This is a genomic window from Paenibacillus validus NBRC 15382, from assembly GCF_004000985.1.
Classification (GTDB): Bacteria; Bacillota; Bacilli; order Paenibacillales; family NBRC-103111; genus Paenibacillus_G; species Paenibacillus_G validus.
In genome coordinates this window covers 98,817-123,834 of record NZ_BIMH01000010.1, presented here as the reverse complement: position 1 = coordinate 123,834, position 25,018 = coordinate 98,817, and the positions used below count along the sequence as shown (strand labels likewise).

The window sequence follows — 25,018 nt, the reverse complement described above, 5'->3', positions numbered from 1 at the left end:
GCCCCCTCTATACTCTTAGACCGGTTGCTTTGCCGAACAAACCGTTCGGTCTGAAGAATAGCACCAACAGCAATACCGTGAAGCTGATGGCGTCACTATACGTACTGGAAAGCAAACCGCTTGAAAAAGCTTCGACTACACCGAGCACCAAACCGCCCATGACGGCCCCGGAAATATTATTCATCCCTCCGATAACCATGGCGACAAAGCCTTTAAGACCGATTAGAAAGCCCATCTCGTACGTTGCGTCCGTTAAGGGAGCGATAATAATGCCTGCGATGGCTCCAAGGGCTGCGGCCAACGTGAAGGATAAGCCTGACATCGCCTGGGTGTTGATCCCCATTAAGCTTGCGGCGCGGGGATTGGTCTCGCTCGCTCTGAGGGCGGATCCAATAAAGGTTTTATCAAAAAAGAAATACAGCAAGGCGAGCAGGACGATCAGTATGGCAAAAATAAACAAACTTTGCGGGTTGATAACGGCCCCGAAAAAATGGATGGGCTTTATCTGAACAATCGGCGACAAGGTTTTCGGATAAGTACCCCAAATAATTAATCCGAGTCCCTTAAGAAAAATGGACAATCCGATAGTAATGACAACAAGGGTGACGGGTGCGCTCTTTCTCGCCGGTTTTATAAGTGTTCTCTCTATGAATAAGCCGATAAACGCGGTAAAAAGGATCGCTATTGGAATCGCTGCGAACATGGGAAGACCAAAACCAATTAAAGAAATACACGACATCGCCCCGATCATCGCAAACTCACCTTGAGCAAAGTTTAATATTCCCGTTGTATTGTAGATGGTGACAAATCCGATGGCTAGCAGTGCATAAATGCTGCCGACGGTAAGTCCGGTGATGAGAAATTGCAAAAATTGCGCGAAATCCATGTTCGATCTCCCTTCTAGTGAAAATCTATGGCAGATCGATATCTGCCATAGATTATTATCCATCCAACTATTCTTCGTATTTCCAGGCGTTGTCTTTAATGCCGAGTACGGTCAATCCGTCCACCTGTGAAGTCAGCCTTGTCTGTGCAAAATCGAAGGTTCCGGTAATACCCGGATATTTGCCCAAATCTTTATTTAAAAACTTCGTAATATTTTCCGGAGTTGTATGTCCTGCCTTGATCGCCTCCACGATCATGGAAAGCCCGTCATACGTATGAGCGGCAAACAAGTCGGGTTCGCCGTTAAATTCGGCTTTGAATGCGTCACGGAACGCCTGCAATCTTTTCTTCTGATCCGAATCCGGCAGCTGGTCGACGATGCTTAACCGGCTTCCAACCACATAGAGCCCTTCATTGTTGCCTTTTACCTGATCGAGGAATCCCTGGTTCGCGGATGCGGTGCTTTGAATCATCGGAATGTTAAAGCCGAGGGCCTTAAAGTTTCTCGCCACAACCCCGGCGCCTGGCGTTCTGGACCATACGACGACAACCTCGGGATTCGCTTTTTTGACATTCGTTAATTGAACGGTCATATCGGTAGCCGTAGCGTCGAATTCTTCGTGTGCTACAATTTCAATATTATTTTCTTTTGCAAGGTCCTTGAATGCGGGAAGACCTTCAACGCCGAACGCATCCTTGGCATTTACCCAAGCCACTTTCGTAATATTTTTTTTCTTTAACCATTCCACGACCTTAACGGAAACGGTTTTTGAACTTGGGGTCATGACAAATACGTTATCCTTATCCGAATTGGCAGGTGCAACCGTCAAAAACGGAAGCTTGGCCGAGATCGCCTTCGGAAGAATTGCGGCGGTTGTACTTACTTGCGTTGCTCCCACGACCGCAACGACGCCTTCGGAAATCAAGCGGTCCATGGCAATGACGGCTTTGGTGTCATCCGTCTCATAGTCCTGCATGACTAGTTTAATTTTATAGCCGTTAATAGGCCCTTGTTTATCCAATTGCTTTTGAAACAATTTTTGTGTTTGAACTTCCGTCAAGCCTAATGTGGATGCGGGTCCGGTTTCGGCAAGCACCAATCCGATTTTAATTTCTTTGGCGTCGCCGCCGCTTCCATCCGATTTGGCAGGCTCGCCGCTGTTGGATGCGTTATTACCTGCTTGCGGGCCTTGCGGGCCGCACCCTGCCAATACAAGAAGCATGACGGCAAGAGCGAATACTAACATGTTTCGGCTTGACATTTTCATATGAACACCCCTTCTTAATAATTAGACCTAACTCTTTTTTCAGCATTGAAAACGCTGTCATATCTTATAACAATTTTAATTTTACAGAAAATTCAAACTAAGTATACCTGCATCATGTAGGAATTATAATTTGTCAGTTTGTTCACTATGTAGGAATAGCATGAACTTCTGCGTGAACTATTGTTCAGCCGGCCTCTAAACGATTCATAAGCTCATCTTTTAATTTGACTTTCTGGATTTTTCCGCTCGCCGTTGTCGGCAGCTCCTCCACAAATACCACTTTGCCGGGAAGCTTATAGCTGGCGATATACGTTTTTAAGTAATCGATGATTTCCTCCTGCGTCGCCTGGACATTAGGCTTCAGCTTGACGGCGGCGCATACGATCTCGCCTAAAGTCGCATCAGGCAGGCCGACAATCGCGGACTCCAGAACTTTCGGATGGTTTTGAAGCAAGCCTTCGATTTCCTGGGGATAAATATTGTAGCCGCCCCGTATGATCAATTCCTTCTTGCGGCCCACAAATCGAATGTACCCGTCTTCGTCCATCGTGCCCAAATCGCCCGTATAATACCACCCTTCAGGATCAAGCACTTGCCGGGTTTGCTCAGGAGATTGGTAATATTCTTTCATGACGCCGAAGCCTCTGCAAGCAATTTCGCCGGTTTCACCTGGAGGCAGCGTTTCCCTCCGGTCATTGACAATTTTCACTTCGACGCCTTCTACTGCTTTGCCGACCGTCTCGAGAATGTTGCTTTCTTTATCATCATACTGCGTGATGGTTACCGTACCGGTCTCGGTGATGCCGTAGGAAATGCAAAGATTCATGCCCATCTTCTCACGGACCCCTTTGATCGTTTCCGGAGGACAAGTGGCCGCTCCCGTTATTCCCGCCCGCAGCGTAGATAAATCGTAGGAGTCAAAATCAGGGTCCTTCAATTCGAGATTCAACATCGACGGAACCGCATGGTGAATCGTTACTTTTTCCTGCTCGATCAGCTTTAAGGCGTCTTTCGGTTTGTATTTTTCGAGCAGCACCATTTTGGATTGACAATAGACGGCAGACATCAAGTTAACGGCCATTCCGAAGATATGAAATATCGGCGCCAGAATAATAAACACATCATCGGAGACACATTGCAGGCTCTTCGCAATCGTCATGCCGGACTGAACGACGCTGCGATGAGTGACCATGGCCCCTTTCGGCACGCCGGTCGTTCCCGAAGTATACAAAATACAGAACGTATCATGCAGAGGATCGATGGCAGGCTGCGGCGGAATGACGTCATTCGAGCCTGCTAGAAGGTCGGTAAATGAGAGGCAGCCCTCCTTCTCATACCGGACCGTAATGAGCTGCAAATGGTTCGGTTCTCCGCTTTCAAAGCCTGTTTTTTCAAATTCCTGGGATACAAAAACGACTTTGGCTCCCGAATTTCCTAAAATATGCTGTAATTCATGCAACCGATACTTGGGGTTAAATGGAACGAGAATAGCCCCTATTTTCGCAATGGCAAAAAATAATTGAACCGTCTCATGCCAGTTGGGTAAAGAAACGCCGACCCGATCCCCTTCTTTGATGCCCAGCGATACGAGAGCAGATGCTAACCGATTGACTTCCTCCTGCAGCTCGCCGTAGGTCAGTCTGCGCGTCAGGTCATAAATCGCCTCTTTATCGGGACTGCCTTGCACCGCCATATCCAACAGTTGTGAAACAGACACGCTATTCCCTTGCATGTGATCATTCACCTTACCTTCCTGTGCTCCTACATATTTTGGGTAACCTTATTTCGATGACGCGTTAACATGATCGAAAGCCCGAAAATCAATAAAAACAAAGCCATAAACAGGGAAGACAAAAGATACATCAATCCGTACCCTACACCCGAGGCCAGTACGCCCAATAAGATGGAGCCGAGCGCAACCCCTGCATCGATGGAATTGTAGAACATTCCGTTCGCGATCCCCCGCTCATCTGCGGATACTTCCTTGATCATCCAGGCCTGAATGGACGGCTGGATCATCCCATACCCGCAGCCATAGACGACTGCCGACAAAATAAGTTCGAGCAAGCGGTCCGAGTAGGAAAGGAAAATGACTCCCAGCATGACCAGAAAACCACCGGGTATCACGGCGGCAACAGGCCCCCTGCGATCGAATATTTTTCCGGCAAAAGGCCGAATCAGCAGTACCATCAAGGATTGAACCAGAAAGAAGCTGCCCACGCCTTCAATGTTACGCTGAAGGCCAAACAGTGCGATGAAACCGATCAGGCCGCTGTAAGTGATGGATAAGAGCATATTCAAAATGGCGGGCAGAACTAATTTCCGGGAAAAGTAGGTGTTTCCTTGTGAAGATTTCCCTCGAACCGCTCCTGTCGCCATTGTGCTTGCTCCTGGCAACACCCCGTAGATGATAGGAAAAATCAGAAGAAGAACAATCGAAGCTGCGGCCGTTAAAGTCCCAAAGCCGTAATTGGCGAGCAAATACATCCCGATGAGGGGCCCTACAGACAATCCGAGTGTATTGGAAAATCCGAAATACCCCATGCCCTCTCCCATTCGCGCGAGAGGAACCCGATTGGATGCCATAGTGGGCAATACGGTACTGGCCACGCCAAAGCCGAAACCATACACCATTCTTATACCTAAAATGGCGATTAAGGCATGACACCAATAGGTGCCGGCTGTAGCTATCCATGCGATGAATAAACCAAGGAACAAAAGCCGACCCATTCTTTCTTTCTGGCCAGGTCTGCCTGCAAACAGTCTCGCGGCCACCGAGGATAAGGCAAAAAGGCCCGTTATCACTCCGATGCTGAAATCACTGGCCTGAAATTGCTCCTTTAAATACGCAGGGAGAGAACTGATCAGCATCTGTAAGTTTAAAAATAATAAAAACCCGCAAAGTGTGATCCCCAGAAATCCCTTGGTCCACAATTGATCCTGCTGCTGGTCCATGACATCACCTTCCGAAAGTAAACCTGCTTCCCGGATTCCTCCTTCATTTTGACTGGATACAATGTTATCGCTTACATTTGGATAGGTTAAAATAACCGATTTCCTTAAATCTTATTATAAAAAGAAATCCGGCAAAAAAATACCTTCATCGTGCAGGAAAGTAAGCGCATAAATTTCCACATCGTGACGTAGAACAAGAAAGAAAATACCTTCCAACGAAAACGATGGAAGGTTGGACGATTTGATAAGCCATGATGGAGCCTCTTAAGCTCACTTCGTCTTCTTGTCTTTCAGATGTTTATCCAAGAAAGCGATAAGGATATCCGTAATTTCCGTTTGCACCCATTGCGGTCCGCCGTGCCCGGCACCTTGAACCACGTAGTAGGTGGAATCCACTCCTTGGCTTACGAGAGCCTCATGCAAAATCTCCGTTTGGTTCGGCGAAACCAACGTATCCTTATCGCCATGCATAATTAAGAATGGAGGTGCATCCTTCGTAATATACGTGATCGGATTGGCTTTGGCCGCTTTCTCAGGATTGGAATGGATCGATCCGCCGGGGCCGAACACCGCAGGTCCGTTTACCCACATCCCTTCCGGCGCGGAAGGAGAGTCGTGAACAGCTTCCACCTCTTTGGAGAAACCGTATCCTACCTTCGTTAAATCAGACAAACCGTATAAATCAATGACGGCCTGCACGTTGCTGCTCAGATGAAGATAATCGCCTTTGTCAAATGCCGCAACCTCATTGGTTGTTCCGCTGAATGCCGCCAGATAGCCGCCGGCTGAATTCCCCATCACCGCGATACGGTCCGGATCAATACCATATTTAGCAGCATTGGCCCGAAGGTAGCGGATCGCCGACTTTACATCTTCTAGCGGTGAAGGGAAGGTGCTTCTGGGGGTGACTCTGTATTCGATACTTGCCACGACATAGCCTGATTCGGCCATCGTCATTCTTTGTTGTAAAGAGCTGTCTTTATTGGCTGACATAAAGCCTCCGCCAGGAACAAATACAACGGCGGGAAGAAGCTCTTGACTGCCGGGCTTCAAAATATCCATATGAAGAGGGAAATTAGGATCGCCAAAGATTGAAGGCTGCGAGTAAACAATGTCCGAAATAAAGTCTACAGAGAGCTTTTTCATAGGAACTTCTAACAGCTTAGCTCCGTTAGTAGCGGCAACGGCAAGTCCGGTGGCTGCGGTGAAGATACAAACCATTAACAGGGTGAGAAGGGTTGCTTTTTTCAGTTTCATCGACGACATCCTCCTAAAATATATGAATCATACATTCTGGACAATCGAAGTGAGCATCCCTCCTCCTGCTAAGAAAGCGGTTACTTAAACCTTCATGCTCGTTCTCTATGCAGCGAAGTCATTCCTTGTGTTGAAATCATCATACAATGAATACCCATGATTGTGTACGTTCGTGATGCAGGAAAAGAACAAATGAAAATTCTCCGCCGTAAACAAAGGTTTAGGCATCGGAGCTTTCCGTAAGATGCAGATCATACAGCTTGTACGCCAGCATGATGTTAAATCGCTGCTCGGCATCGTCAATATCCACCTGAAGGATTTCCCTGATTTTTTCCAGGCGGTATTTAAAGGAGCTGCGGTGAATGAATAAGCGATCGGAGGAATCTTTGATATTTCCGTTCGTCTGCAAATATACCCGCAGTGTATCGAACAGGTCGCGGTTCTTTCCGTTACCGTACTGCAGCAGCGGGTCCAGATACGCTCTCAAAAATAGGGGAACGATATGGGGATCCGCCAAGTTGTACAGCACCGTATAGGAGCCTAGCTGATGAAAGCTGAGAAATTGCTTGTCCGGAAAGCGATTATAAAGAATAGCCAACGTTTTTTGCGCTTGCTTATAGCAATTATAGTAATCTTCGATTTTATGGGCTTCTTGACTGATTCCCAAATAACTGTCCACATGGTCGAACTCGGAGCTAATGATTTTCTTGATTCTTTCATAAAAGGTTTTCCAAAACGCACCGGTCGCTTTGGCTTGGGGAACAATGGTTACATAATATTCATCCTTGCGTGTCAGGATAATCCCGGGCTCTGATCTGGAAACATGGTCGCGGATCCGATCCCAGATCCATGTTTTTTGGGCATCGACTTCAAGGAGATTGGATTTCTGCTCTTCCTTCTCTTCGAACACAAAGGAAAACAATCCAATGACGTGCGGCTCGAGAATATTCCAATTCAGCAGATTGGCGTACTCTAATATTTTGCCTTTGTTATGGATTTCCTCCACAAATAACTGATTGAAAAAGCTGTCCTTCACCTGTTCACGCACGTCAAGAACAACCTTCTGCTTGATGAATTGAACCGCATATACGTTAAGCGCATGGTTCAGGGTCATCTTTAATACGGTATCGAGCTTCTTTCTGGGAATCGCCAGGCCCAGATAGCCCAACAGATCACCTGCTCCAACGACCTTAAACATGCCGAATTCAAGCTGGTCGTTAACCGTGATCCAATACTCCAATTGCTTGCTTTGCTGAAAGTGCCGCCTTTCGTTCTTCACCTGGGATAGAATACGCTCCCCCATCGCAGGATCGGATTCCAGGATACAGCTCGAAGTCAGATGAAAGAACCGGTCAAACAAAAAAACGGAGCATTTCATCATATCCGACAAAAACTCGGAAATTTTGGAGAATCCGTCGTCTTCCAGTGTATGCTTGACCAATTCCTGCTGATGATGCATGAACGTTTCAAGCCGGTATTTGCGGTCTTTTTCACTGGAATACAATCTCGCATTCTCAATCAGAGCCGAAACGTGCGAGGCTAAAAACTGCAGCAGCTCTAAATCGTCGGCTGTAAACAACGCATGCTCTTTATTGATGACATGCAGGACGCCGATCGTTTTCAAATTGATGATCAACGGAATTGTAATTTCACCGCCGCCCGGCTTTTCCAGGAAAGCAAAAAACGGGTTTAAATCATAGGCTTCCTTGAGATCGATCTTGTCCTGCGGAATATTAATTCCGTAAGACGGGGGCTGATACAGAAAACAGTTCGTGTCTTCGTCATACAGGTAAATGAAGGCAGATTCCGCATTCGTCCCTTTTCCTGCGCGTTCCACGATTTTACTTACGATCTCTTCTAACGAGGAGCCGCCCAAATATACATTTTCCTTCAACCACTCGAGCCCTTTTATTTTCTTAAGCTCGGTTTCTTTTTGCTGCCCCAGGGCAAATGCGATCGCGATGTCCTTGCCATATTCCTCGAAAAGCTTCTCCGCACCGAGTACGAGAGGAACAAAGGAACGGAAGCCGATCACGCACAAGCCCAAGCTGTCTTCGTTCTCCTGCCGGATCGGGAACGTAAACCACGTTTGAAACTGCTCCGCATTTAAACCTGATAACAAAGAGCAATTGTCTTCTTCTTTAATCAAATCAAACGTACAGAGCGGCTCGCCATAAACGCGGGGCAAACAGGCTTCACTGCTCAATGGAAAATGCTGCTCAAACTGAGGGGCCTCGCCCTTCTTCGCTTTAATCTTCAGCGTATGCCCGTCCTTGATAATAATCGCCATATAGTTGCAAGCGAACTGCTCGTGAAACGAATCGATTAAGTAATGCAGCGTTTCGTCCAGCGTATCAAACTGAACCATCCGCCTTGCCGTTTTTCGAAGATGGTGATCGATTTTTTCTAATAGGTGTTTTTGTTTCTGGGTATCCAACCGTTCGCTCCCCTTTCGAATTCATCGCTCATCCACATTTTCTGCCAATAAAGAAAAATAATATCTTTATTATAGTTAGAAAATCGCCTCATGGAAAGTAATGCAATTAGAGAGGAGAGCCGACCTGCCATTAAACGACGTATTTTTCCGCGTCGATCACTCGCGAAGCGACGCTCCTTTTCAAATCAATAAGGTTGACGGCGGGTACGGAGGCCGTTGCCTTGGTCAACGCCGCCAACGCGGCAAGCAGCGCATCGCCGGAAAGGACGGCGCATATCATTTCCTTGGCCCAGGATGCGATCCTGTCGACGGTTTCATGCACGAAGGCGATCGTCATCTGAATGGCATGGCGGGCTTGGTCTTCACGAGTCCGCGCCATCATTTTCTTCGTCCGAAGCAGCACGCTCTCCATGGCGTAGATGGAAATGACGATATCGGCCAAGTTGCCGGCGATCTCCTGTTCCTGGCTCAGCTTCTTGTCATATCTTTGTACGGCTTGCGCCAGCAGCCATTGGAACGTATGCTTGGCGTTTGCAATTAGCCGTGCTTCGAGTTCCAACGTTTCGCCGGCAGAGGAGCTGGGCACGGATTGCAGCTCGCCCGGCTTCTCCAATAAAGGCAGCTCGCCTTTGAACGCCCGCTTCACCAGGGTATCCGGAATCAGCATCCGGTTAATTTCATTCGTTCCCTCAAAAATGCGGAATATCCGCGAGTCCCGGTACATACGCTCAATCCGGTATTCCTGAATGTACCCATAGCCCCCATGAATTTGCAATCCTTCATCCACGACAAAATCGAGAACCTCCGAGCCGAACACTTTATTGATCGAGCATTCCAGCGCATATTCGGAAATCGCTTTGGCCGACAAGGAATCGACATTCGGATGGCTGTGATCGAGGACGCTCAAGCCCTCGTCGAGCAAGCCGGCCGTTCGGTAAATCATACTTTCAAGCGCGAAGGTCCGGATATTCATGTCGGCCAGCTTTTTGCCGATGAGCGGGAAGGAAGCAATGGGCCGGTCGAACTGCTTGCGTTCATTCGCATAGGCAGCCGAAATTTCGATCGCCGCCTTGGAGAGCCCCAGGCCTCCCGCCGCCAGCTTCAATCGCCCGAGATTCAAAATATTGAACGCGATCAGGTGGCCCTTGCCGACCTCTCCCAACAAATTTTCAACCGGAACCTTCACATCCTCCAAAGTTAACGAGCAGGTGGAAGAGCCTTTGAGTCCCATCTTCTTCTCCTCCGGTCCGATATGCAGCCCGTCGAACGACCGTTCCACGATAAACGCGCTGAAGTCCGTCCCGTTCACCTTCGCAAAGACGATGAACACATCCGCAAAGCTCGATCCGGAAATAAATTGCTTCGTTCCGTTCAATATATAATAAGCGCCATCGCCGGATAATTTAGCATGCGTCTTCGCTCCCAGTGCGTCCGTCCCGGACGAGGCTTCCGTCAGCGCATAGGCGGCCAGCTTCTCTCCGGCTGCAATACCCGGCAAGTATCTCCTCTTTTGCTCGTCGTTGCCGAAAAACACGATCGGCAGCGAACCGATGCCCGTCTGACCTCCATACGAGATAAAGAACGAGGTCGCTCTGACGATCTTCTCATTGATTAACAGCGCGCTGACTTTATCCACATCGAGGCCTTCATACCGCTCCGGCACTTCTGCGCTGAGCAAGCCCAGTTCACCCGCGGTCCGCAGCTTTTCCTTTGTTAACTCGACGTTCAATTGATGTTCCATTTCCTCTTCCAGCGGCTCTAATTCATTCGTTACAAAATCGTCCGCCAATTGCGCGATCATACGCTGCTCTTCCGTGAAATCCTCCGGTGTGACGATTCGATTCAAATCCGCTTCTTGCACCAGAAAGCTGCCGCCCACAATTTTATTCATCTTACTCTCCCCTTCATCATTTAGTTCAATCCGAAGACGGATTGTTCCAATATTTCGGCAATATCCTTCGCTTTCACCCGGTCTTCCATTTCCTTCATTTTCGTACCGTCCTCCATCATCGTCAGGCAGTACGGACATGCGCTGCTAATGACCGTCGGATTGACCTGCAGAGCCTGCTCTGTACGGGCTACGTTAACCCTTTTGCCTGCCGTTTCCTCCATCCACATCATCCCGCCGCCGGCACCGCAGCACATCCCGTTCTCGCGGTTTCGTTCCATCTCGACCAATTCGACGCCCGGAATCGCTTTCAATATGCGGCGGGGCTGTTCGTAAACGTTATTGTAGCGGCCCAAATAACAGGAATCGTGATAGGTGATGCGTTCTTTTATTTCATACTGCGGGTTCAGCTTTCCTTCGCGGACCAGCCGATCCAACAGCTCGGTATGGTGAAGCACTTCCACATTCTCCAGCCCGAATTCCGGGTATTCGTTTTTCAACGTATTGTACGTGTGCGGGCAAGCGGTTACAATCTTTTTAACCCCATACTTTTGGAAGGTTTCGATGTTTTCCTGACAAAGCTGTTGAAATAAAAATTCATTCCCCATCCGCCTCGGCGTATCCCCGGAGTTTTTCTCCTCGTTGCCGAGAATGGCGAAGCTGACTCCGGCTTCATGCAGCAATCTGACGAAAGCCCGGGAAATTTTGCGGCTGCGCAAGTCATAAGAGCCCATCGATCCTACGAAGAAAAGAATGTCAAAATCCGGATTGTCCTTCACCGTCGGCACAGCCAAGCCTTCGATTTCCCCCGTCCACTTCTCGCGGTCGTTCCGGCTTAAGCCCCATGGATTGCTTTGTCTTTCGATATTTTGCATCGCACGCTGGCCTTCAGCCGGTACACTGCCCTGCATCAAGACGAGCTGCCTGCGCAGGTCGATGATCTTGTCGACATGCTCGTTGCCGACCGGACATTGATCCTCGCAATTGCGGCACGTGGTACACGACCAGATTTCGTCCTCCGTCATGACGTCTCCGATCAATTCGAGCTCTTCCGCCTTGCGCTCCTGCACAGCCCAATGGCCTTTCTGCCATTCGAGGGTCGGCCCAATATCGGTCACTTCCGGCGAATCCCAGTTGGTTCCGTTCGCGCTGATCCCGGACATCGCATGCACGCCGGACGAAGAGAAAGCAAATCCGGGCACCCAGGGCGATTTGGACGTAATCGCGGCGCCTTTTTCGGTTAAATGATCCCGCAGCTTCATAATCATATGCATCGGAGACAGCGCTTTCCCCGTATTCGACGCAGGACACACATTCGTGCATCTGCCGCATTCCACGCAAGCGTAAAAGTCCAGCATCTGCTTTTGCGTAAAATCTTCGATTTTGCCTACCCCGAAGTTATCGGCCTCTTCATTGTCCAGATCCAGCTTCTTTAACCGGCCTGCCAGCTCAGCCCGGCGAAACCAAATGTTGAGCGGTGCGGTCAGGAGATGAAAGTGCTTGGATTGCGGGATATACACGAGAAAAGCGAGAAGAATCAGCAAGTGCGCCCACCAAAACATATAAAACGCGGCTTTCGCAGCCGTTTCGGACATTCCGCTGAAGACCGCAGCGATCAACGATGAAAGCGGAGCGTACACGGATGCCTCGTGCATGAGCCAGATCCGTTCGAACCCGAGAGAGAACAGGACCGTCATCATCAGGAAAAAAATTAAAAACAGCACCAGGCTCGGCTTCCAGCCTCTTTTCAAGCGGGGCAGTTTCTCCACATATCTGCGGTATGCGGCATAACCCGCCGCCACAAGAATAACGAACACCGTTATTTCCTGCATCAAGCTGAATGCATCATAGCCTGGAATCGGCAAAGCGCCCCCGCCTGTCAAACCTTTCACTATTAAATCCAGGGCGCCGAATTGCAGAATGATAAAGCCGTAAAAAATGACGATGTGCATCAAGCCGCTCTTCGGATCTTTCATCAGCTTCTTCTGGGCAAATACCTGTGATACAAATTCCTGAAGCCGTCCGCCCTCCAGACTCGAATGAAATTCGGCGGGCTGGCCGAGCTTTACATATAAATATCGATGAAACACAGCTTTGTAAAACAGATAGAGTCCATACCCGACTACCGCCAAAAACAAGATGAAGTTAATCCACTGCCACGTCATGCATCGTTCCCTTCCTTCCTTGGTCTGCAAGCTATCTTCCGGTTCTTGCAAGCATTGACAATTCATATGGCGTCATCTACAATAATTAATGAATGGAGATTCATTAATTGTGAGTTATTCTATCATGACGGAGGTTTCATGGCAAGAAAGAAAATTGACAAAACGGATGCCATCTTACAGGCAGCTTTAAAGGTATTCGCTGAACACGGCTTTAACGGAGCGCAAATATCCAAAATTGCCAAGGAGGCAGGTGTTGCCGACGGTACGATCTATTTATACTTCCAGAACAAGGAAGACATCCTGACGACCGTGTACCGCACAACGTTAACCGGTTTTACCCAGCTCTTAACCGATCGTCTGAAGGAAACCTTGAATGCGGATGCAGCGATACATGCCATATGCGAGATTTTATTTACGTTCATGGAAGAAAACGTCCATATCGCCTACTTAAACATCGTAGAGCTGCGCCAACATCCGATGGAACTACGCAAAGAAATCAGCCAGTATACGAGCCCGTTCTTCAGGCTCATCGAAGATGTGCTGCAGAAAGGTAAGGAGGAGGGGGCATTTCGCCCTAACCTTGAAGTCAAGCACGCCCGGAGGCTGTTGTTCGGGGCCATGGATCAAGTCATTTCCTCTTGGCTGATATCGGGCCGAAAGTATTCCCTGACGTCGCTTATTGAAAGCACCACTGAATTTTTAATCAAAGGTTTAAAATAATACATCCAAAGCAGGAGGGATTCCGATGAATATTTATGCCATCCTCAAGCAAACCTTCGATACCGAGGAAAAAATCGTAATCGAGAACGGGAAAATAGCCGACAACGGGGTCAAATTCATCATCAACCCGTACGATGAATATGCGGTGGAGGAGGCCATCCGGTTAAAAGAGCAGCACGGCGGCCATGTCGTTGTCGTATCCGTCGGTCCGGAGCGTTGTGCCGAAGCGCTAAGAACCGCTTTGGCCATGGGGGCCGACGAAGCGGTTCTGATCTCGGACGAGCGCATCGGGAATGACGAATTTAGCGTCTCCAACGCTTTAGCCGCTTATTTCGGCAAGCAATCGTTCGATGTTATCCTTGGAGGAAATTTCTCCGTAGATCACGGTTCAGGCCAAGTCGCCGTACGGCTGGCTCAGCTGATCCATGTTCCACACGTATCCTCCATTACGAAGCTGGAAATTTCGGGTGACAAAGCGGTCGCTCTTCGCGATGCCGAAGGAGATACGGAAACGGTGGAAATCTCGCTCCCGGCACTCTTTACCGCCCAACAGGGCTTGAACGAGCCCCGTTATCCTTCTTTGCCCGGCATTATGAAAGCCAAGAAAAAGCCGTTCACCCTCATCGGTTTGGATGAGCTCGGGTTAACGCCGGCACAGATCGCCGCCAAAACCGTTCAGGCCTCCCTTTCCCTTCCGCCGGCCCGAGGCGCCGGAAAGCTTCTGCAGGGGACCCCGGCAGAACAAGCCCATCAATTGGTACAACTGCTTCGCACGGAAGCGAAAGCCATCTAACATTCAATCGAGGAGGAATACCTATGAGCCTAACCTATATCGTTATCGCCGAAGCACGTTCCGGCAAGCTGCGTCAAGTTACTTTGGAAGCGCTTCACGCTGCGAAAATCGCTAAAAATGACGCGGATCGCCTCGTTGCCGTTTTTCCCGGGCATCAAATCACTTCTTTGGCCGAAGAACTGGCCCAATACGGCGTAGAGTCCGTCCACGTGCTGGATCATCCCAGTCTGGAAAATTATAATCCGGATACTTATTTTCCTGCCATAGCCGAGCTCATCGACGGCATCCGCCCGGATGCGGTATTCCTCGGTCATACGGGCATCGGGCGCGACCTGGCTCCGATGCTGGCAGCCCACTTAAACGCAGGACAAATCTCCGATGTCACGGCCATTGAGAAGTCCGGCGCCAACGTCTTGTTTACACGTTCCCTCTATGCCGGAAAAGCGTTGGAACAGAAACGGTTTGTTCAGGGGCCGTCGATCGTTACCGTTCGCCCGAACAATGTGCCTCCCGCGGAGAAAACCGGCTCCCTGGCCCCGATCGTTCCCGTAAGCTACAGCCCTCCCGCAGCGCTGCGCTCCATCGTGAAAGACGTCGTGCGCAAGGCCTCCGGGAAGGTCGACTTAACCGAAGCCAAGATTATAGTGGCCGGCGGCAGGGGAGTAAAGAGCGCAGAAGGCTTTAAACCTTTGGAGCAACTGGCCGAGGCGTTGAACGCGGCGATCGGCGCCTCTCGCGGCGCTTGCGACGCAGGCTACTGCGACTACTCGATGCAAATCGGACAAACCGGCAAGGTCGTTACGCCCGAAATTTATATTGCGTGCGGCATTAGCGGCGCCATCCAGCATCTGGCCGGCATGAGCCAATCCCGGATTATTATCGCGATTAACAAAGATCCGGAAGCTCCGATTTTTCAAGTGGCCGATTACGGCATTGTCGGCGATTTATTCGATGTGGTGCCGCTATTGACCGAAGAATTTAAAGTAACGCTCACCTAGCGCCTTCACCGCAAATACCCCGAGAGCCGCAATTTGTTACGGTTTGCACATACTATGAACAAGTTAAGGAGGGCTTCGCTTTGAACAAACTTGAGCAACTGGCCGGCCTGCTGGATATTATCCAATTGGCTTTTCCCGAGGATGTCAGACTAACGGTGTTCAATAAAGAGAAAGTAATCGCGGAGCTGCCTGGGGGAACCCTGGATTGGCCGACTAAAATCGGGGAGCCCATGGCAACATTCAAAGGGACGGTCACTTCCAAGGCCCTGGAGGAACAACAGGTTTTCCGGGAAGAACGCGGGCCCGAAAGATTTGGAGTCGCATACATTTCTACGGCGGTGCCTGTATTTGAAGAGGGCGAGCTGCTTGGCGTGCTGACCGCGCTCGTTTCCACGCATAGACTCGAAATGTTAAGAAACGGGACCTCCAAAATATCGAACGCTCTTGAAACGATGGCGATTTCCACGCAGGAAATAAGCCAGACCTCAACTGACTTGGCCACGCAAATTCAAATCATTCAGGGGCAATCCGAAGAAATCATCAAGGATGTGGAGCGGAGCTATGCGATCTTGAATTCCGTCCAGGAAATTGCCGAGAACTCCAAGCTGCTCGGTCTGAACGCTGCGATTGAAGCGGCACGACTCGGGGAACAAGGCCGGGGATTTGAAGTGATCGCATCGGAAATTAGGAAAATGGCCGATTATTGTAAACAGTTTGCGCAGGATGTTCAATTCCAGATGGATAAAATTCAAAAGAACGTGTCCATGATGCATCATTCGATTGAGCATGTAGCGGCCTTCTCGGAGGAACATACGGCCGGCTTGCAAAAAATCAACACGGTGTGCGAGGGCATTCACGTTACGTCGGAAGAATTGCTGGCCTCCGCCAAAGTTTGAAGCAATTTGTGCTCCAAACGAATTCCTACGAAACGACAAGGATGCCTCCATACATCGTGTGCCTGCGGGGAGCAGGTTCACGATGTATGGAGGCATCCTAAGGCTTCAACATGAACACGAGATGAGCCCCTTCCTGAAGGAGGTGCGCATGTCAGGTGCGGCGCTATTTCTGCGGGGATGGGTTTCTTAATGAGACTTTCCTTCCTTTCACAGGTTGAGAGTCCTCCTGTTCAATAGATCGTTGACCGTAAATTCGTCCAGCTTTGGGACTAACCCTCTGTGGCCAAACTTAAGCTTTCGGTTATTTTCCCGATTGCTTCCATCGACAAATTGGAGAAACCGAAGCACGGTCTTTCTTCGTTCTACAATGTCAACATGCCCTTTCTTGTAAAACCAGGATTCGATGGTATTGTAAATTCCTTTATTGACGCCAAATTGCTTCTCGCAATAATCGACGAACAAAAGATCGGTGAAATGGACGATTTGATCTTCGGAATAATTTTTCCTCGGCTTGCCGGAAGTTTCACGCTCCGCATAACGAACCATGCTTAACCGGCAATGCTCTTCCAATTTCTTGCGGATCAGCTCGCTCAACCAAACAATAGGAACATCATGCCGGCGAGCCAGCTGTTCGATTTCCGTTATGCTTGCTATTTCCCCGTTATCATCTAAAATTTCGCACATATAGCCGACCGGCTGGCCGGATATCTCTTCGGATAATTCGAGAACGCCTTCAACAATGCTTTGCCGCTCAAGCAGCCCGTTTGCTTTGCCTACCAAAGGAAAGATATGCCCCGGCCTTCTATAATCAAGCGATTCGGTTGCATCGTCGGCCAAAGCTTTAATGGTATCCGCCCGTTCATAGGCGGAAATACCGGTAGAGGTCGTTTTATAATCAACGGAAACTGTAAAATTTTTAGTTGATCCGCTGCTTCCATGGCTCGTCATGAGAGGAAGGTTTAATTGCTCTGCCTTCTCCTCGGTTATGCATACATAGACTAGCCCTTTGCCCGTTTTGATCATAACATTCACTTGCTCCGGGGTCGCGTATCGGGCCGCCCCCATCCAATAACCCGTTTTTTGCTCTACATCGTCCACAATAATCAAGGGTTTGTCATTCGATCCATTCCCCTCCTGATAGCCGCTTTTATGACCCATGATCGAACATCCCCTTTCCCATAATGGTGCAGCCTATTTGAGCGCTTTTTGCATCATGATCAATTCTTCAGCCAAATACGAGATTCGATCGAGCACATCCCGGTCCGTAATCTCATTGGCCGCATTAAAGTGATCGTTATGAACATAGACGTAGCTAGGCGCCGTATATGCGCGAAAATAACCTGCAATCGGCTTCAACTGATTTTCTATCACCAGGTAGTGCTGGTAGGTTCCGCCGGTCGCTATGAAGCCCATCACCTTGTGTCTGAACGCGGAAACGGGTGCCAAATCAAAAAGATTCTTCAGGACTCCCGTAATGGAGCCTTGAAAGATCGGGGTGCCGATAAGAAAACAATCCGCCGAGCTGACCATATCGATCACTTGTTTCGTATCCCCTGTGTAGGCGTCCGGAGAGCGCCCGTCGCAAAACTGCACATCGTATTGCTTCATGTCCAGCAGCTGGATTTCAATGGCCGGGTCGCCGTTCTTCACTTCTTCCAGCACCTTGTTCAGAACAGCGAGCGTTTTCGATCCGGTTATCGTCCCGCAGATCGCCAATAATTTCATGTAGTCACAGTCTCCTTCCATACAACTTCGCGAACCATAGAGAAAGGGGCAACCTCTACAATTGCCCCTTCCCGACGACCAACCTGGCGCTTAGGCCGATTGCACCTGCCGGATGAGCGCTCTTGCAAATGCAATTTCATCGTCGTTGACAATATGGTCCATATCTTTATAAATCCGGGCTACCGTATCCGCCCCCATCTGCTTATAGAGAGCTGCCGTTTCAAGCACACGCTGCTCGGGCACCCAACCGTCGATGTCGCTTGACCCCAGAAAAACCGGCGTGTCCAGGAACGATCCTTCAACGTTCCGCTGCATGCCTTCGGGACCGATCACACCGCCTGTGTACAGCACGATCCCCCCATATCGGCCAGGCCGCCGCACGGCATATTCGGCCGTCAAGCAGGCTCCCTGCGAAAAACCGAGGAGGACCAGCTTGGTTACGGGAATCCCCTGCTCGAGCAGCTCGGAGATCCGCGTATGGTAACAGTCCAGCGCGAAGCTCAAGTAAGGTTCATTGTCGTTGAGCGGGGACATAAATCCGTTCGGATACCAGCTGTTGCCGGCCGCTTGCGGCGCAACATAATGAACGTCAGGAAGGCTGATTCGGTCCGCAAGCTCAAGGATATCGTTCGTCGTTTGATTACGTCCGTGCATCATCATAACTACCGCGCTGCTCTTATCTAGTGGCACACCGCGCGTAACGACAGGCTGCTGCAAATGAATATTCATCAACTGTATTCCCGCAATCTTCTAGACGGCCTGCGGATTTGTAATCGGTTCAAGCGTAGCGAGAACCTCTTGACGACGATGCTCGAACCAGGGCGGGAGCAGCAAGCTTCGTCCGAGCCCATCCAATGGCTCATCCGTTGCAAAGCCGATATCGCTGGTCGCAATTTCGCACAGGATGCCTCCGGGGGAGCGGACGTAAACCGAGTGGAAGTAGTTGCGGTCTTTCACCTCGGAAGCATCCGTGTACCCCAAGCCTTCGAGATGCAGCTTGAGCTTCGTCGCTTCTTCGTCATTCTGGACGGCAAATGCAACATGATGTACCGTCCCTTGACCAAGAATCCAGCTGCCTTGCGGAACATCCGGCTCATGGAGGAGGAATACCGTGTTCTTCGCCCCGCCCTCTCCGATTTCGAAGCGATGATACGGACCTTCCTCTCCGGTCTTCTTGAAGCCGAGCCCTTCGGTAAGGAAGCGTTCCTGTTCCGGTACTTCGCGAACCGACATCGTGACGCTGTGGAAGCCGCGAACCGCTTCCGACTCGGAAATTTCGTCCGTAATCCAGCCTTCGCGCGTATCGTTATCGTCGCCGACGATTTCGAACTCGAGGCCGCTCGGGTGAACGAAATGAACCCGCTTCTGACCGAAACGCGTTTCTATCGCGCCGTGCTTCACACCATGCTTGTCAAAATGCTTTTGCCAAAATTCAAGCGACGATTCAGGAGCGGTATACGAAGTAATCTTGACCTGCCCGGAGCCTCTCCGGGCGAGAACGCCGGCCTGCTTGTAAGGAAAGGTTGTCATGACGGTTCCGATCTCGGCGTTGCGGTTCGCATAATAAAGGTGGTAGATGCTGTCCGCGCCGTCAAACAGAATCGTCTGCTTGACCATGCGCTGGCCGACGATTTGCGTAAAGAAGTCGACATCCTCCTGTGCGCCGGCGACGCCGGCCGTAACGTGGTGAATACCGGTGATAAAATTTGTCATATTTCTTTTCCTCCTTCTTATTGTCGCGATGGTATCGCTTACATGAATGTGTTTAGCTTCTGCATCCTTAGAATAAAACGCATACCTAACTGTATTCTTACAGGATCTTTATCATTTCTAACATACGGCAATCCGGGCCGCCTTGGCTTCGCATATCCTCATGATTCACCTAACTTGACGAGCCTACTTCCTCATACCTTTCAGGAGCCAGCAAGGTTAAGGTCGTTCGGAGAACTTCCGGCAATTGCTCTAACTGCGGGAAGTGGGACGACTCTTCAAAGACCGCGAGTTGCGAGTCCGGAAGTTCTTTCTGGAATTCATAAGCATACGCGACAGGAATAACTTTGTCGTGCTTGCCCCACACCAAGCACGTATTTGCCCGGATACGATGCAGCCGACGGCGCAAACCTTTATCGGGAATCGGCCATAAGTAGCGGTTTGCTTCCGCCATTGCAAGCTGTTGATCCATAAAAAATTTCATCCGTTCGTCCGGATCTTCCGGGACCGCCATGGCGGCTTGGGCTACGGGCGATTGGGCATCGTAGTATAAATCCTCAGGGAAAGATGCCTGCGGCATGGGAATATCTTCGTTCCACAATCCGGCTGCGCAGATGAGAAGCAGGTTGTTGACTCTTCTCGAATCGGTTGCCGCTAATTCTGCGGCCAGCATGCCGCCAAAGGAATGCCCGATAAGATCAATGCGCTCCAATCCTAATAAATCGAACAGATCGTAATAATACAGAACAACATCCCATAAGTTCCGGAGATCAAGCTCATTGCTGCCTGACGTTCCTTCCAAGCCGGGGAAGAAGGGAGCATACACTTTATATGTTTTCGCCAGTTCGTCTAAATAGGAATCCCATTTCAAACCACCGGCACCGTGCAAGAAGACCACCGGTTTTCCTTCCCCTGCTACAAGCACCTTGGCTATATGACCATCTCGTATCGGAATAGCCGTCAATTGAGGCGTCGCCATATTCCCTTCCCCCTTAAGATAAAACTGCAGCTTTGGACGAGGCTGCTTTATTGATGTCGTTATGAGCAACGTCCGGCCATCCCACAACAGGCCATTGATCGTCCCAAATGCCTTGCAAGTGCGGCATGACTTCTTTGGTGAACAGTTCGATGTTTTTTACGGCCAGATGGTGCGGCATAGATCCGACATTCAGGTGCGCCGTAATACTTCCGACGCGAAGTGTTTTAATTAAGTGCTTGAGTCTGTCGCGAACGGTTTCAGGCGAACCGGCAATGACATTGCCGGCTTCAACCAGCTCCTGCCAGCTGATATCCTGTTTTCTCGCATACCGGCTCTTGCCGTGTACGGCAAACTGACTCACCGCGCTCTGGGCCACGCTTTTGGCGCTGCGATACCCTGGCGCTTCCGCATACTTGCCGGGTATATGCATGAGCGTTCTTATAAAATAGCGATAATGCTCTTCATAGTCTTGCTGCGCTCGTTCATCCGTTTCGGAAACGAAGATCATTTGATTGTAGCCGAGCCAATAAGGATTTAAATCCTTGCCGGACTTTTGACGGTGCTCCCAGAAGGATTCCGCAAATTTCTTGCCCGCTTCAAAGCCGCTGTAACTGAGATGATAATAGGGGTGATCGTTCCGGATACAATAGTCCCAAGTTTCCACACTTCCGCTGCCGGGAATCCAAATCGGAGGATGCGGGTTCTGATAAGGGCGCGGCCACAAGTTGACATGCTTGAGCTGGGTATACTTCCCGTTAAAAGAGAACACCTCGCTTCGGCTCCAGGCTTGTTTAATGAGATCAAGCGCTTCATAAAACCGGGGTCTTAATTCGGCCGGCGGAATTCCATATACGAAATTCGTATCCATGGAGGTTCCGCTTGGAAAACCGGCAACGACGCGGCCGCCAGTCACGGTATCCAGCATAGACAGCTCTTCAGCCACGCGGATCGGAGGATTGTATAAAGCGATGCTGTCTCCTACGAGCACAAGACACGTTTTCTCCGATTGGCGAACTTTCCCCGCCAGCATAGCCGCCATAATGTTCGGAGAATTATCCAATCCATAGGCGTTGCTATGATGTTCATTAAAGCCAATCGCATCGAAGCCCCCGTCAACGGCAAGCTCATATTGTTTGATGTACTCGTTAAAAATCTGATGGCCTTTCCGGGCATCGTATAATTCACTCGGAATGGTGATCCATACACTTTCATGATTTTCTACGAAGTCCTCGGGCAAATCCCGATACGGCATGATGTTTACGAAAACAAATTTCACGGCTTATCCCTCCCAAGTCTTGGTTACATCATTAGCATAAACTGCAAACCTAACTGAGTTCTTACACGATCTTTACAAGTTCTAACAATTTCAGTGATAACGGTCGGCCCCCGTGTCAATTGGGGAACGGAGCAGCTACGGAAGCACAAAAAAGCCCAAGCCTCTTTTCATCGGAAGAGGCTTGGGCGTATGGTTTCCTGCAGCGTCAAGAGACTTACGTGGAATGAAACATTTTTTGCAATTTGGCCTGGACAGGAATACCCAGTTCTTTTTCAATATATTTTTGATACAGTTCGGATACTTTCTTGGCTTGCAGAACCAGATTGGCTTTCATCAACCGCTCCATATATTCCAAATATACGCTTTCTTCATAAGGCTCCTTACGCAGCGCTTTCTCAAAGTAAGAAATGCCTTGCTCGTAATCGGCTTGATCCCAATAATATACAGCTAATTCCTGCAGCACTTTTAAATAATAAACACGAAATTTTTCCCGAACCAGTTCAAGGAAGCTGACATAAGGATATTCCTCGAAATAATCTCCCCGATACAAAAGCTCCGCTTTTTTTAATTTGCCGAGATGCTCCAGCGAGGAGTATTCCCCTTTATGAATAAGCTGCGTGAATTGATGAATATCCAGATCCATATGATCCAAACTTAACGTATAATGTTCGCCGGACTGCTTAATGAATAAGGAATCCCGGCCCGATTTTAATTGAGGCTCCAACGTTTTTCTAAGATACGACAACGTTACATAAAATTGATTATTCACCGCTTCAAACGAGCCTTCGGGAAAAATTTCATCGATGATGCTGTCTTTCGTCAGCTTGCTTTCCCGATGTGTAATGAAAAATTGCAGCAGCCTTAAGCTCGATTTTCTTTTTAAGGTGACGATCTGATCCCCCGATTGAATCTCAAATTTACCCAAGACGCGTATCGATATTTTGGCATGTTCGGGTTCCTGCACGACCAGCGGACGGTGCGCTTCCAATTGGGGTGTCGGGGCGGCCATGTCGACGGCCGATGTAGAAGATCCCCTTTTTTCCGAAAGGGCTTGCTGCATTTGCTTGACTTTATTGGATAAATAAATATTGTGTGTAAAAGACAGGCTCGATTTCGATAAATACAGCTCCGCCTCTTCCCATTGTCCGGTTTCCATGTAGGCGGCAACCATCTCTAAATAAACATTGCCAAGATCGTAATCCAAATGGAACTGAACCCCGATATCCTCGGCTTTCCTGAACCAGGCAAACGCTTCTTGATAGTCCCCTTGCAGACGGTAATATTTGCCCATCAACCGGTAAGGAAACAGGATGGCACAGTCAAAGCGTTCTTCCGATAGCTTCAGTGTTTCTTTGATCAAAGAATCCGCTTTCAACAATTTGTTTTGATCTAGATAAATTTCCGCCAATACGCACAATGACATGTGATGAGGATGATAATTACTATACGTGCCCCGGTACGATAACGCTTCTTGAGCGCATTGCACCGCTTCCTCCTGCCTCCCGGTTTTCATGCAAAGCATCGCTTGCAGCGATAAATTTTTACAAATCATCTCTTGATCCTTGATGCTCAACGATTCGTTCAAGGAATTGCTGCACAATTGCTCCGCCTTGTTCATTTCACCGACAAAATAATAGATGGCTGCAAGCTGATGCTGAAAATGAACCGATAATTTAGGGTTCATATTGCCATTCATACTTTTGAAATTGATTTCGAGCGGCGTGATTAAATCTTTAATCATATCTAATGGGATGCACCTGAACAGGAACAGGCTGATACTGGCGAAAGTAAGATCCGGGGAGAAATTTTCCGATAACTTATCGATCAGTGTTAGAAACTGGGAACGGGTGAAGCGCTCTTTCATGCTTTTCATTAAAGTCGCGGCGTTAATGAATTGACTGCCCATCACCGAATGGACAAAAGCATGAATAAAATCCGATTTCTTTTCATAAATAAGCGAAAGCTTCTGGTGAAACTCGTCGATTTCCGTGCTACTGTGCCGCTTGGATAATTCCCGGTACAAAAATGACCGGAACAGCTTGTGATATTTAATCATGCCCAAATTGTTTTTATATATAAACAGATGATTTCGAAGTAAATGTTCCAGAATTTCGTCCGCATTATGAATGCCGAGAAACTTGTTAATCACATTGGAGTTGATATCCGTAAGCAGACACGTTTTATACAGAAAGTCGCGAATCTCTTCCGATTGGGAAGCCAGTATCTCGGCACTTAAGTAATCGTTGATGTCAGGGGTTCCGTTGAACTTCAGCCAAAATGAAGGACGGTCGGCATCATTCACTTCTTTGATCAAATCCTTCAGAAGCTGCAGGCTGGTCACCCAGCCTTCCGTCTTATGATAGATGAGATCTATTTCATTCTCCTGCAAGGCAATACCGTGCAAATCAACGAAAAACATACCGATTTCATCTTTGGTAAACGCTAACTCGTTGGTGTGCAACTCAGCCAGGCGGTTCTGCAATTTTAAACTTACGAGCTGCAAGCTGGGGCGGGTCCGGCTCGTGATAATAAAAGTAACCGATGGGGAAGCGTTTTCAATCAATCTGGTCAAGATGTGCTGGATCTCTTCGCATTGATCGACGGATTGGTATTGGTCCAGGATGATGATCAGCCGGGTCGGCCAAGTTGACAGCAAGGCGGAGAGATGGTCAAGCTCCTCATCGATTTGTTCCGGTCTGACGTCGTAAATCATTTGTTCACCGGAAATTCTACGCAAGATGGCCGTCTTCATATAGGAGAGAAAGGTATGCGGGTTTCGGTCCTGCTGCGATAACTGATACCAGACGGCCGGAAGCTTTTTTTCCTTAACAAAACTTGAGATTAGCGTTGTTTTGCCATACCCTCCATCGCTGGTCAAACAAATGAGCGAACGATCAAGATGATTTTCAATAAACGATAATAAACGATTTCTAACGAGGTAAAGAGAGTAATTAGGCACGCGAAGTTTAGATTCAAGGATAATCACGGCGTTCCTCCCTGTATAATATCGAAAACTTATGATATTCAAAATTTTACAGGAATTTGGTGATCTTGGCAATTACAACT

General features: G+C 48.9%; 19 protein-coding genes. 4 read left to right on the top strand and 15 right to left on the bottom strand.

From position 1 onward, the window contains the following. Nucleotides 1–7: 7 nt before the first annotated feature. The 8 genes from PVA01S_RS09780 to PVA01S_RS09745 form a co-directional block, all read right to left on the bottom strand. On the bottom strand, nucleotides 8–949 hold the full coding sequence (locus PVA01S_RS09780; RefSeq protein ID WP_306439338.1) for a branched-chain amino acid ABC transporter permease: 942 nt from the start codon (nucleotides 947–949) through the stop codon (nucleotides 8–10). A 4-nt stretch (nucleotides 950–953) separates the two neighbouring features. Next, a complete protein-coding gene (locus PVA01S_RS09775; protein WP_127607199.1) occupies nucleotides 954–2,153 on the bottom strand; it encodes an ABC transporter substrate-binding protein in 1,200 nt (399 codons plus the stop codon). Between the two features lie 184 nt (nucleotides 2,154–2,337). Then, nucleotides 2,338–3,885, bottom strand: coding sequence for a class I adenylate-forming enzyme family protein (locus PVA01S_RS09770; protein ID WP_127607197.1), 1,548 nt, complete (start codon nucleotides 3,883–3,885; stop codon nucleotides 2,338–2,340). Between the two features lie 29 nt (nucleotides 3,886–3,914). Beyond that, the gene (locus PVA01S_RS09765; protein WP_127607195.1) at nucleotides 3,915–5,108 is read right to left on the bottom strand and encodes an MFS transporter; all 1,194 of its coding nucleotides are present in this window, start codon (nucleotides 5,106–5,108) and stop codon (nucleotides 3,915–3,917) included. Nucleotides 5,109–5,378: 270 nt separating this feature from the next. Further along, nucleotides 5,379–6,365 (bottom strand): alpha/beta hydrolase, encoded by a 987-nt coding sequence (locus PVA01S_RS09760; protein WP_127607193.1) that lies wholly within the window; start codon nucleotides 6,363–6,365, stop codon nucleotides 5,379–5,381. Nucleotides 6,366–6,585: 220 nt separating this feature from the next. Further along, entirely contained in the window at nucleotides 6,586–8,802 is a 2,217-nt protein-coding gene (locus tag PVA01S_RS09755) for a helix-turn-helix domain-containing protein (protein ID WP_127607191.1), read from the bottom strand. Between the two features lie 130 nt (nucleotides 8,803–8,932). Beyond that, nucleotides 8,933–10,693: an acyl-CoA dehydrogenase family protein gene (locus tag PVA01S_RS09750; protein ID WP_054797134.1), complete on the bottom strand. Its 1,761-nt coding sequence runs from the start codon at nucleotides 10,691–10,693 to the stop codon at nucleotides 8,933–8,935. Between the two features lie 20 nt (nucleotides 10,694–10,713). After that, a complete protein-coding gene (locus PVA01S_RS09745) occupies nucleotides 10,714–12,855 on the bottom strand; it encodes a (Fe-S)-binding protein (RefSeq protein WP_127607189.1) in 2,142 nt (713 codons plus the stop codon). A gap of 138 nt (nucleotides 12,856–12,993) precedes the next feature. Here PVA01S_RS09745 and PVA01S_RS09740 point away from each other — a divergent pair, with 138 nt between their 5' ends. From PVA01S_RS09740 to PVA01S_RS09725, 4 genes are all read left to right on the top strand, one after another. Next, a complete protein-coding gene (locus PVA01S_RS09740; protein ID WP_127607187.1) occupies nucleotides 12,994–13,575 on the top strand; it encodes a TetR/AcrR family transcriptional regulator in 582 nt (193 codons plus the stop codon). Nucleotides 13,576–13,600: 25 nt separating this feature from the next. Then, entirely contained in the window at nucleotides 13,601–14,368 is a 768-nt protein-coding gene (locus tag PVA01S_RS09735; protein ID WP_127607185.1) for an electron transfer flavoprotein subunit beta/FixA family protein, read from the top strand. Nucleotides 14,369–14,391: 23 nt separating this feature from the next. Beyond that, entirely contained in the window at nucleotides 14,392–15,366 is a 975-nt protein-coding gene (locus PVA01S_RS09730; protein WP_127607183.1) for an electron transfer flavoprotein subunit alpha/FixB family protein, read from the top strand. An 80-nt stretch (nucleotides 15,367–15,446) separates the two neighbouring features. Then, nucleotides 15,447–16,262, top strand: a complete 816-nt coding sequence (locus tag PVA01S_RS09725; RefSeq protein ID WP_127607181.1) for a methyl-accepting chemotaxis protein — start codon at nucleotides 15,447–15,449, stop codon at nucleotides 16,260–16,262. A 207-nt stretch (nucleotides 16,263–16,469) separates the two neighbouring features. Here the strand turns inward: PVA01S_RS09725 and PVA01S_RS09720 are convergent, their stop codons facing one another. The 7 genes from PVA01S_RS09720 to PVA01S_RS09690 form a co-directional block, all read right to left on the bottom strand. Then, nucleotides 16,470–17,420 carry a 3,4-dihydroxy-2-butanone-4-phosphate synthase gene (locus PVA01S_RS09720; protein ID WP_127607179.1) on the bottom strand — a complete coding sequence of 317 codons (951 nt, stop codon included), beginning with the start codon at nucleotides 17,418–17,420 and terminating at the stop codon, nucleotides 16,470–16,472. A gap of 33 nt (nucleotides 17,421–17,453) precedes the next feature. Further along, nucleotides 17,454–17,987 (bottom strand): NADPH-dependent FMN reductase, encoded by a 534-nt coding sequence (locus tag PVA01S_RS09715; RefSeq protein WP_054797129.1) that lies wholly within the window; start codon nucleotides 17,985–17,987, stop codon nucleotides 17,454–17,456. Between the two features lie 90 nt (nucleotides 17,988–18,077). Beyond that, the gene (locus PVA01S_RS09710) at nucleotides 18,078–18,716 is read right to left on the bottom strand and encodes an alpha/beta hydrolase (RefSeq protein WP_054797128.1); all 639 of its coding nucleotides are present in this window, start codon (nucleotides 18,714–18,716) and stop codon (nucleotides 18,078–18,080) included. A gap of 21 nt (nucleotides 18,717–18,737) precedes the next feature. Beyond that, a complete protein-coding gene (locus tag PVA01S_RS09705; protein WP_127607177.1) occupies nucleotides 18,738–19,700 on the bottom strand; it encodes a ring-cleaving dioxygenase in 963 nt (320 codons plus the stop codon). Between the two features lie 169 nt (nucleotides 19,701–19,869). Then, the gene (locus tag PVA01S_RS09700) at nucleotides 19,870–20,676 is read right to left on the bottom strand and encodes an alpha/beta fold hydrolase (RefSeq protein WP_127607175.1); all 807 of its coding nucleotides are present in this window, start codon (nucleotides 20,674–20,676) and stop codon (nucleotides 19,870–19,872) included. 13 nt (nucleotides 20,677–20,689) lie between these two features. Continuing rightward, the gene (locus PVA01S_RS09695; protein ID WP_127607173.1) at nucleotides 20,690–21,952 is read right to left on the bottom strand and encodes an LLM class flavin-dependent oxidoreductase; all 1,263 of its coding nucleotides are present in this window, start codon (nucleotides 21,950–21,952) and stop codon (nucleotides 20,690–20,692) included. A 214-nt stretch (nucleotides 21,953–22,166) separates the two neighbouring features. Continuing rightward, a complete protein-coding gene (locus PVA01S_RS09690) occupies nucleotides 22,167–24,938 on the bottom strand; it encodes an AfsR/SARP family transcriptional regulator (protein WP_127607171.1) in 2,772 nt (923 codons plus the stop codon). Between the last annotated feature and the right edge of the window lie 80 nt (nucleotides 24,939–25,018).

What these genes read in the sequence shown, in the direction of transcription:
- PVA01S_RS09750 (WP_054797134.1), bottom strand. Translation starts at nt 10,693, where the DNA reads ATGAATAAAATTGTGGGCGGCAGCTTTCTGGTGCAAGAAGCGGATTTG.
- PVA01S_RS09735 (WP_127607185.1), top strand. Translation starts at nt 13,601, where the DNA reads ATGAATATTTATGCCATCCTCAAGCAAACCTTCGATACCGAGGAAAAA.
- PVA01S_RS09775 (WP_127607199.1), bottom strand. Translation starts at nt 2,153, where the DNA reads ATGAAAATGTCAAGCCGAAACATGTTAGTATTCGCTCTTGCCGTCATG.
- PVA01S_RS09770 (WP_127607197.1), bottom strand. Translation starts at nt 3,885, where the DNA reads ATGCAAGGGAATAGCGTGTCTGTTTCACAACTGTTGGATATGGCGGTG.
- PVA01S_RS09745 (WP_127607189.1), bottom strand. Translation starts at nt 12,855, where the DNA reads ATGACGTGGCAGTGGATTAACTTCATCTTGTTTTTGGCGGTAGTCGGG.
- PVA01S_RS09740 (WP_127607187.1), top strand. Translation starts at nt 12,994, where the DNA reads ATGGCAAGAAAGAAAATTGACAAAACGGATGCCATCTTACAGGCAGCT.
- PVA01S_RS09730 (WP_127607183.1), top strand. Translation starts at nt 14,392, where the DNA reads ATGAGCCTAACCTATATCGTTATCGCCGAAGCACGTTCCGGCAAGCTG.
- PVA01S_RS09715 (WP_054797129.1), bottom strand. Translation starts at nt 17,987, where the DNA reads ATGAAATTATTGGCGATCTGCGGGACGATAACCGGATCGAAAACGCTC.
- PVA01S_RS09720 (WP_127607179.1), bottom strand. Translation starts at nt 17,420, where the DNA reads ATGGGTCATAAAAGCGGCTATCAGGAGGGGAATGGATCGAATGACAAA.
- PVA01S_RS09700 (WP_127607175.1), bottom strand. Translation starts at nt 20,676, where the DNA reads ATGGCGACGCCTCAATTGACGGCTATTCCGATACGAGATGGTCATATA.
- PVA01S_RS09705 (WP_127607177.1), bottom strand. Translation starts at nt 19,700, where the DNA reads ATGACAAATTTTATCACCGGTATTCACCACGTTACGGCCGGCGTCGCC.
- PVA01S_RS09710 (WP_054797128.1), bottom strand. Translation starts at nt 18,716, where the DNA reads ATGAATATTCATTTGCAGCAGCCTGTCGTTACGCGCGGTGTGCCACTA.
- PVA01S_RS09780 (WP_306439338.1), bottom strand. Translation starts at nt 949, where the DNA reads ATGGATAATAATCTATGGCAGATATCGATCTGCCATAGATTTTCACTA.
- PVA01S_RS09760 (WP_127607193.1), bottom strand. Translation starts at nt 6,365, where the DNA reads ATGAAACTGAAAAAAGCAACCCTTCTCACCCTGTTAATGGTTTGTATC.
- PVA01S_RS09765 (WP_127607195.1), bottom strand. Translation starts at nt 5,108, where the DNA reads ATGGACCAGCAGCAGGATCAATTGTGGACCAAGGGATTTCTGGGGATC.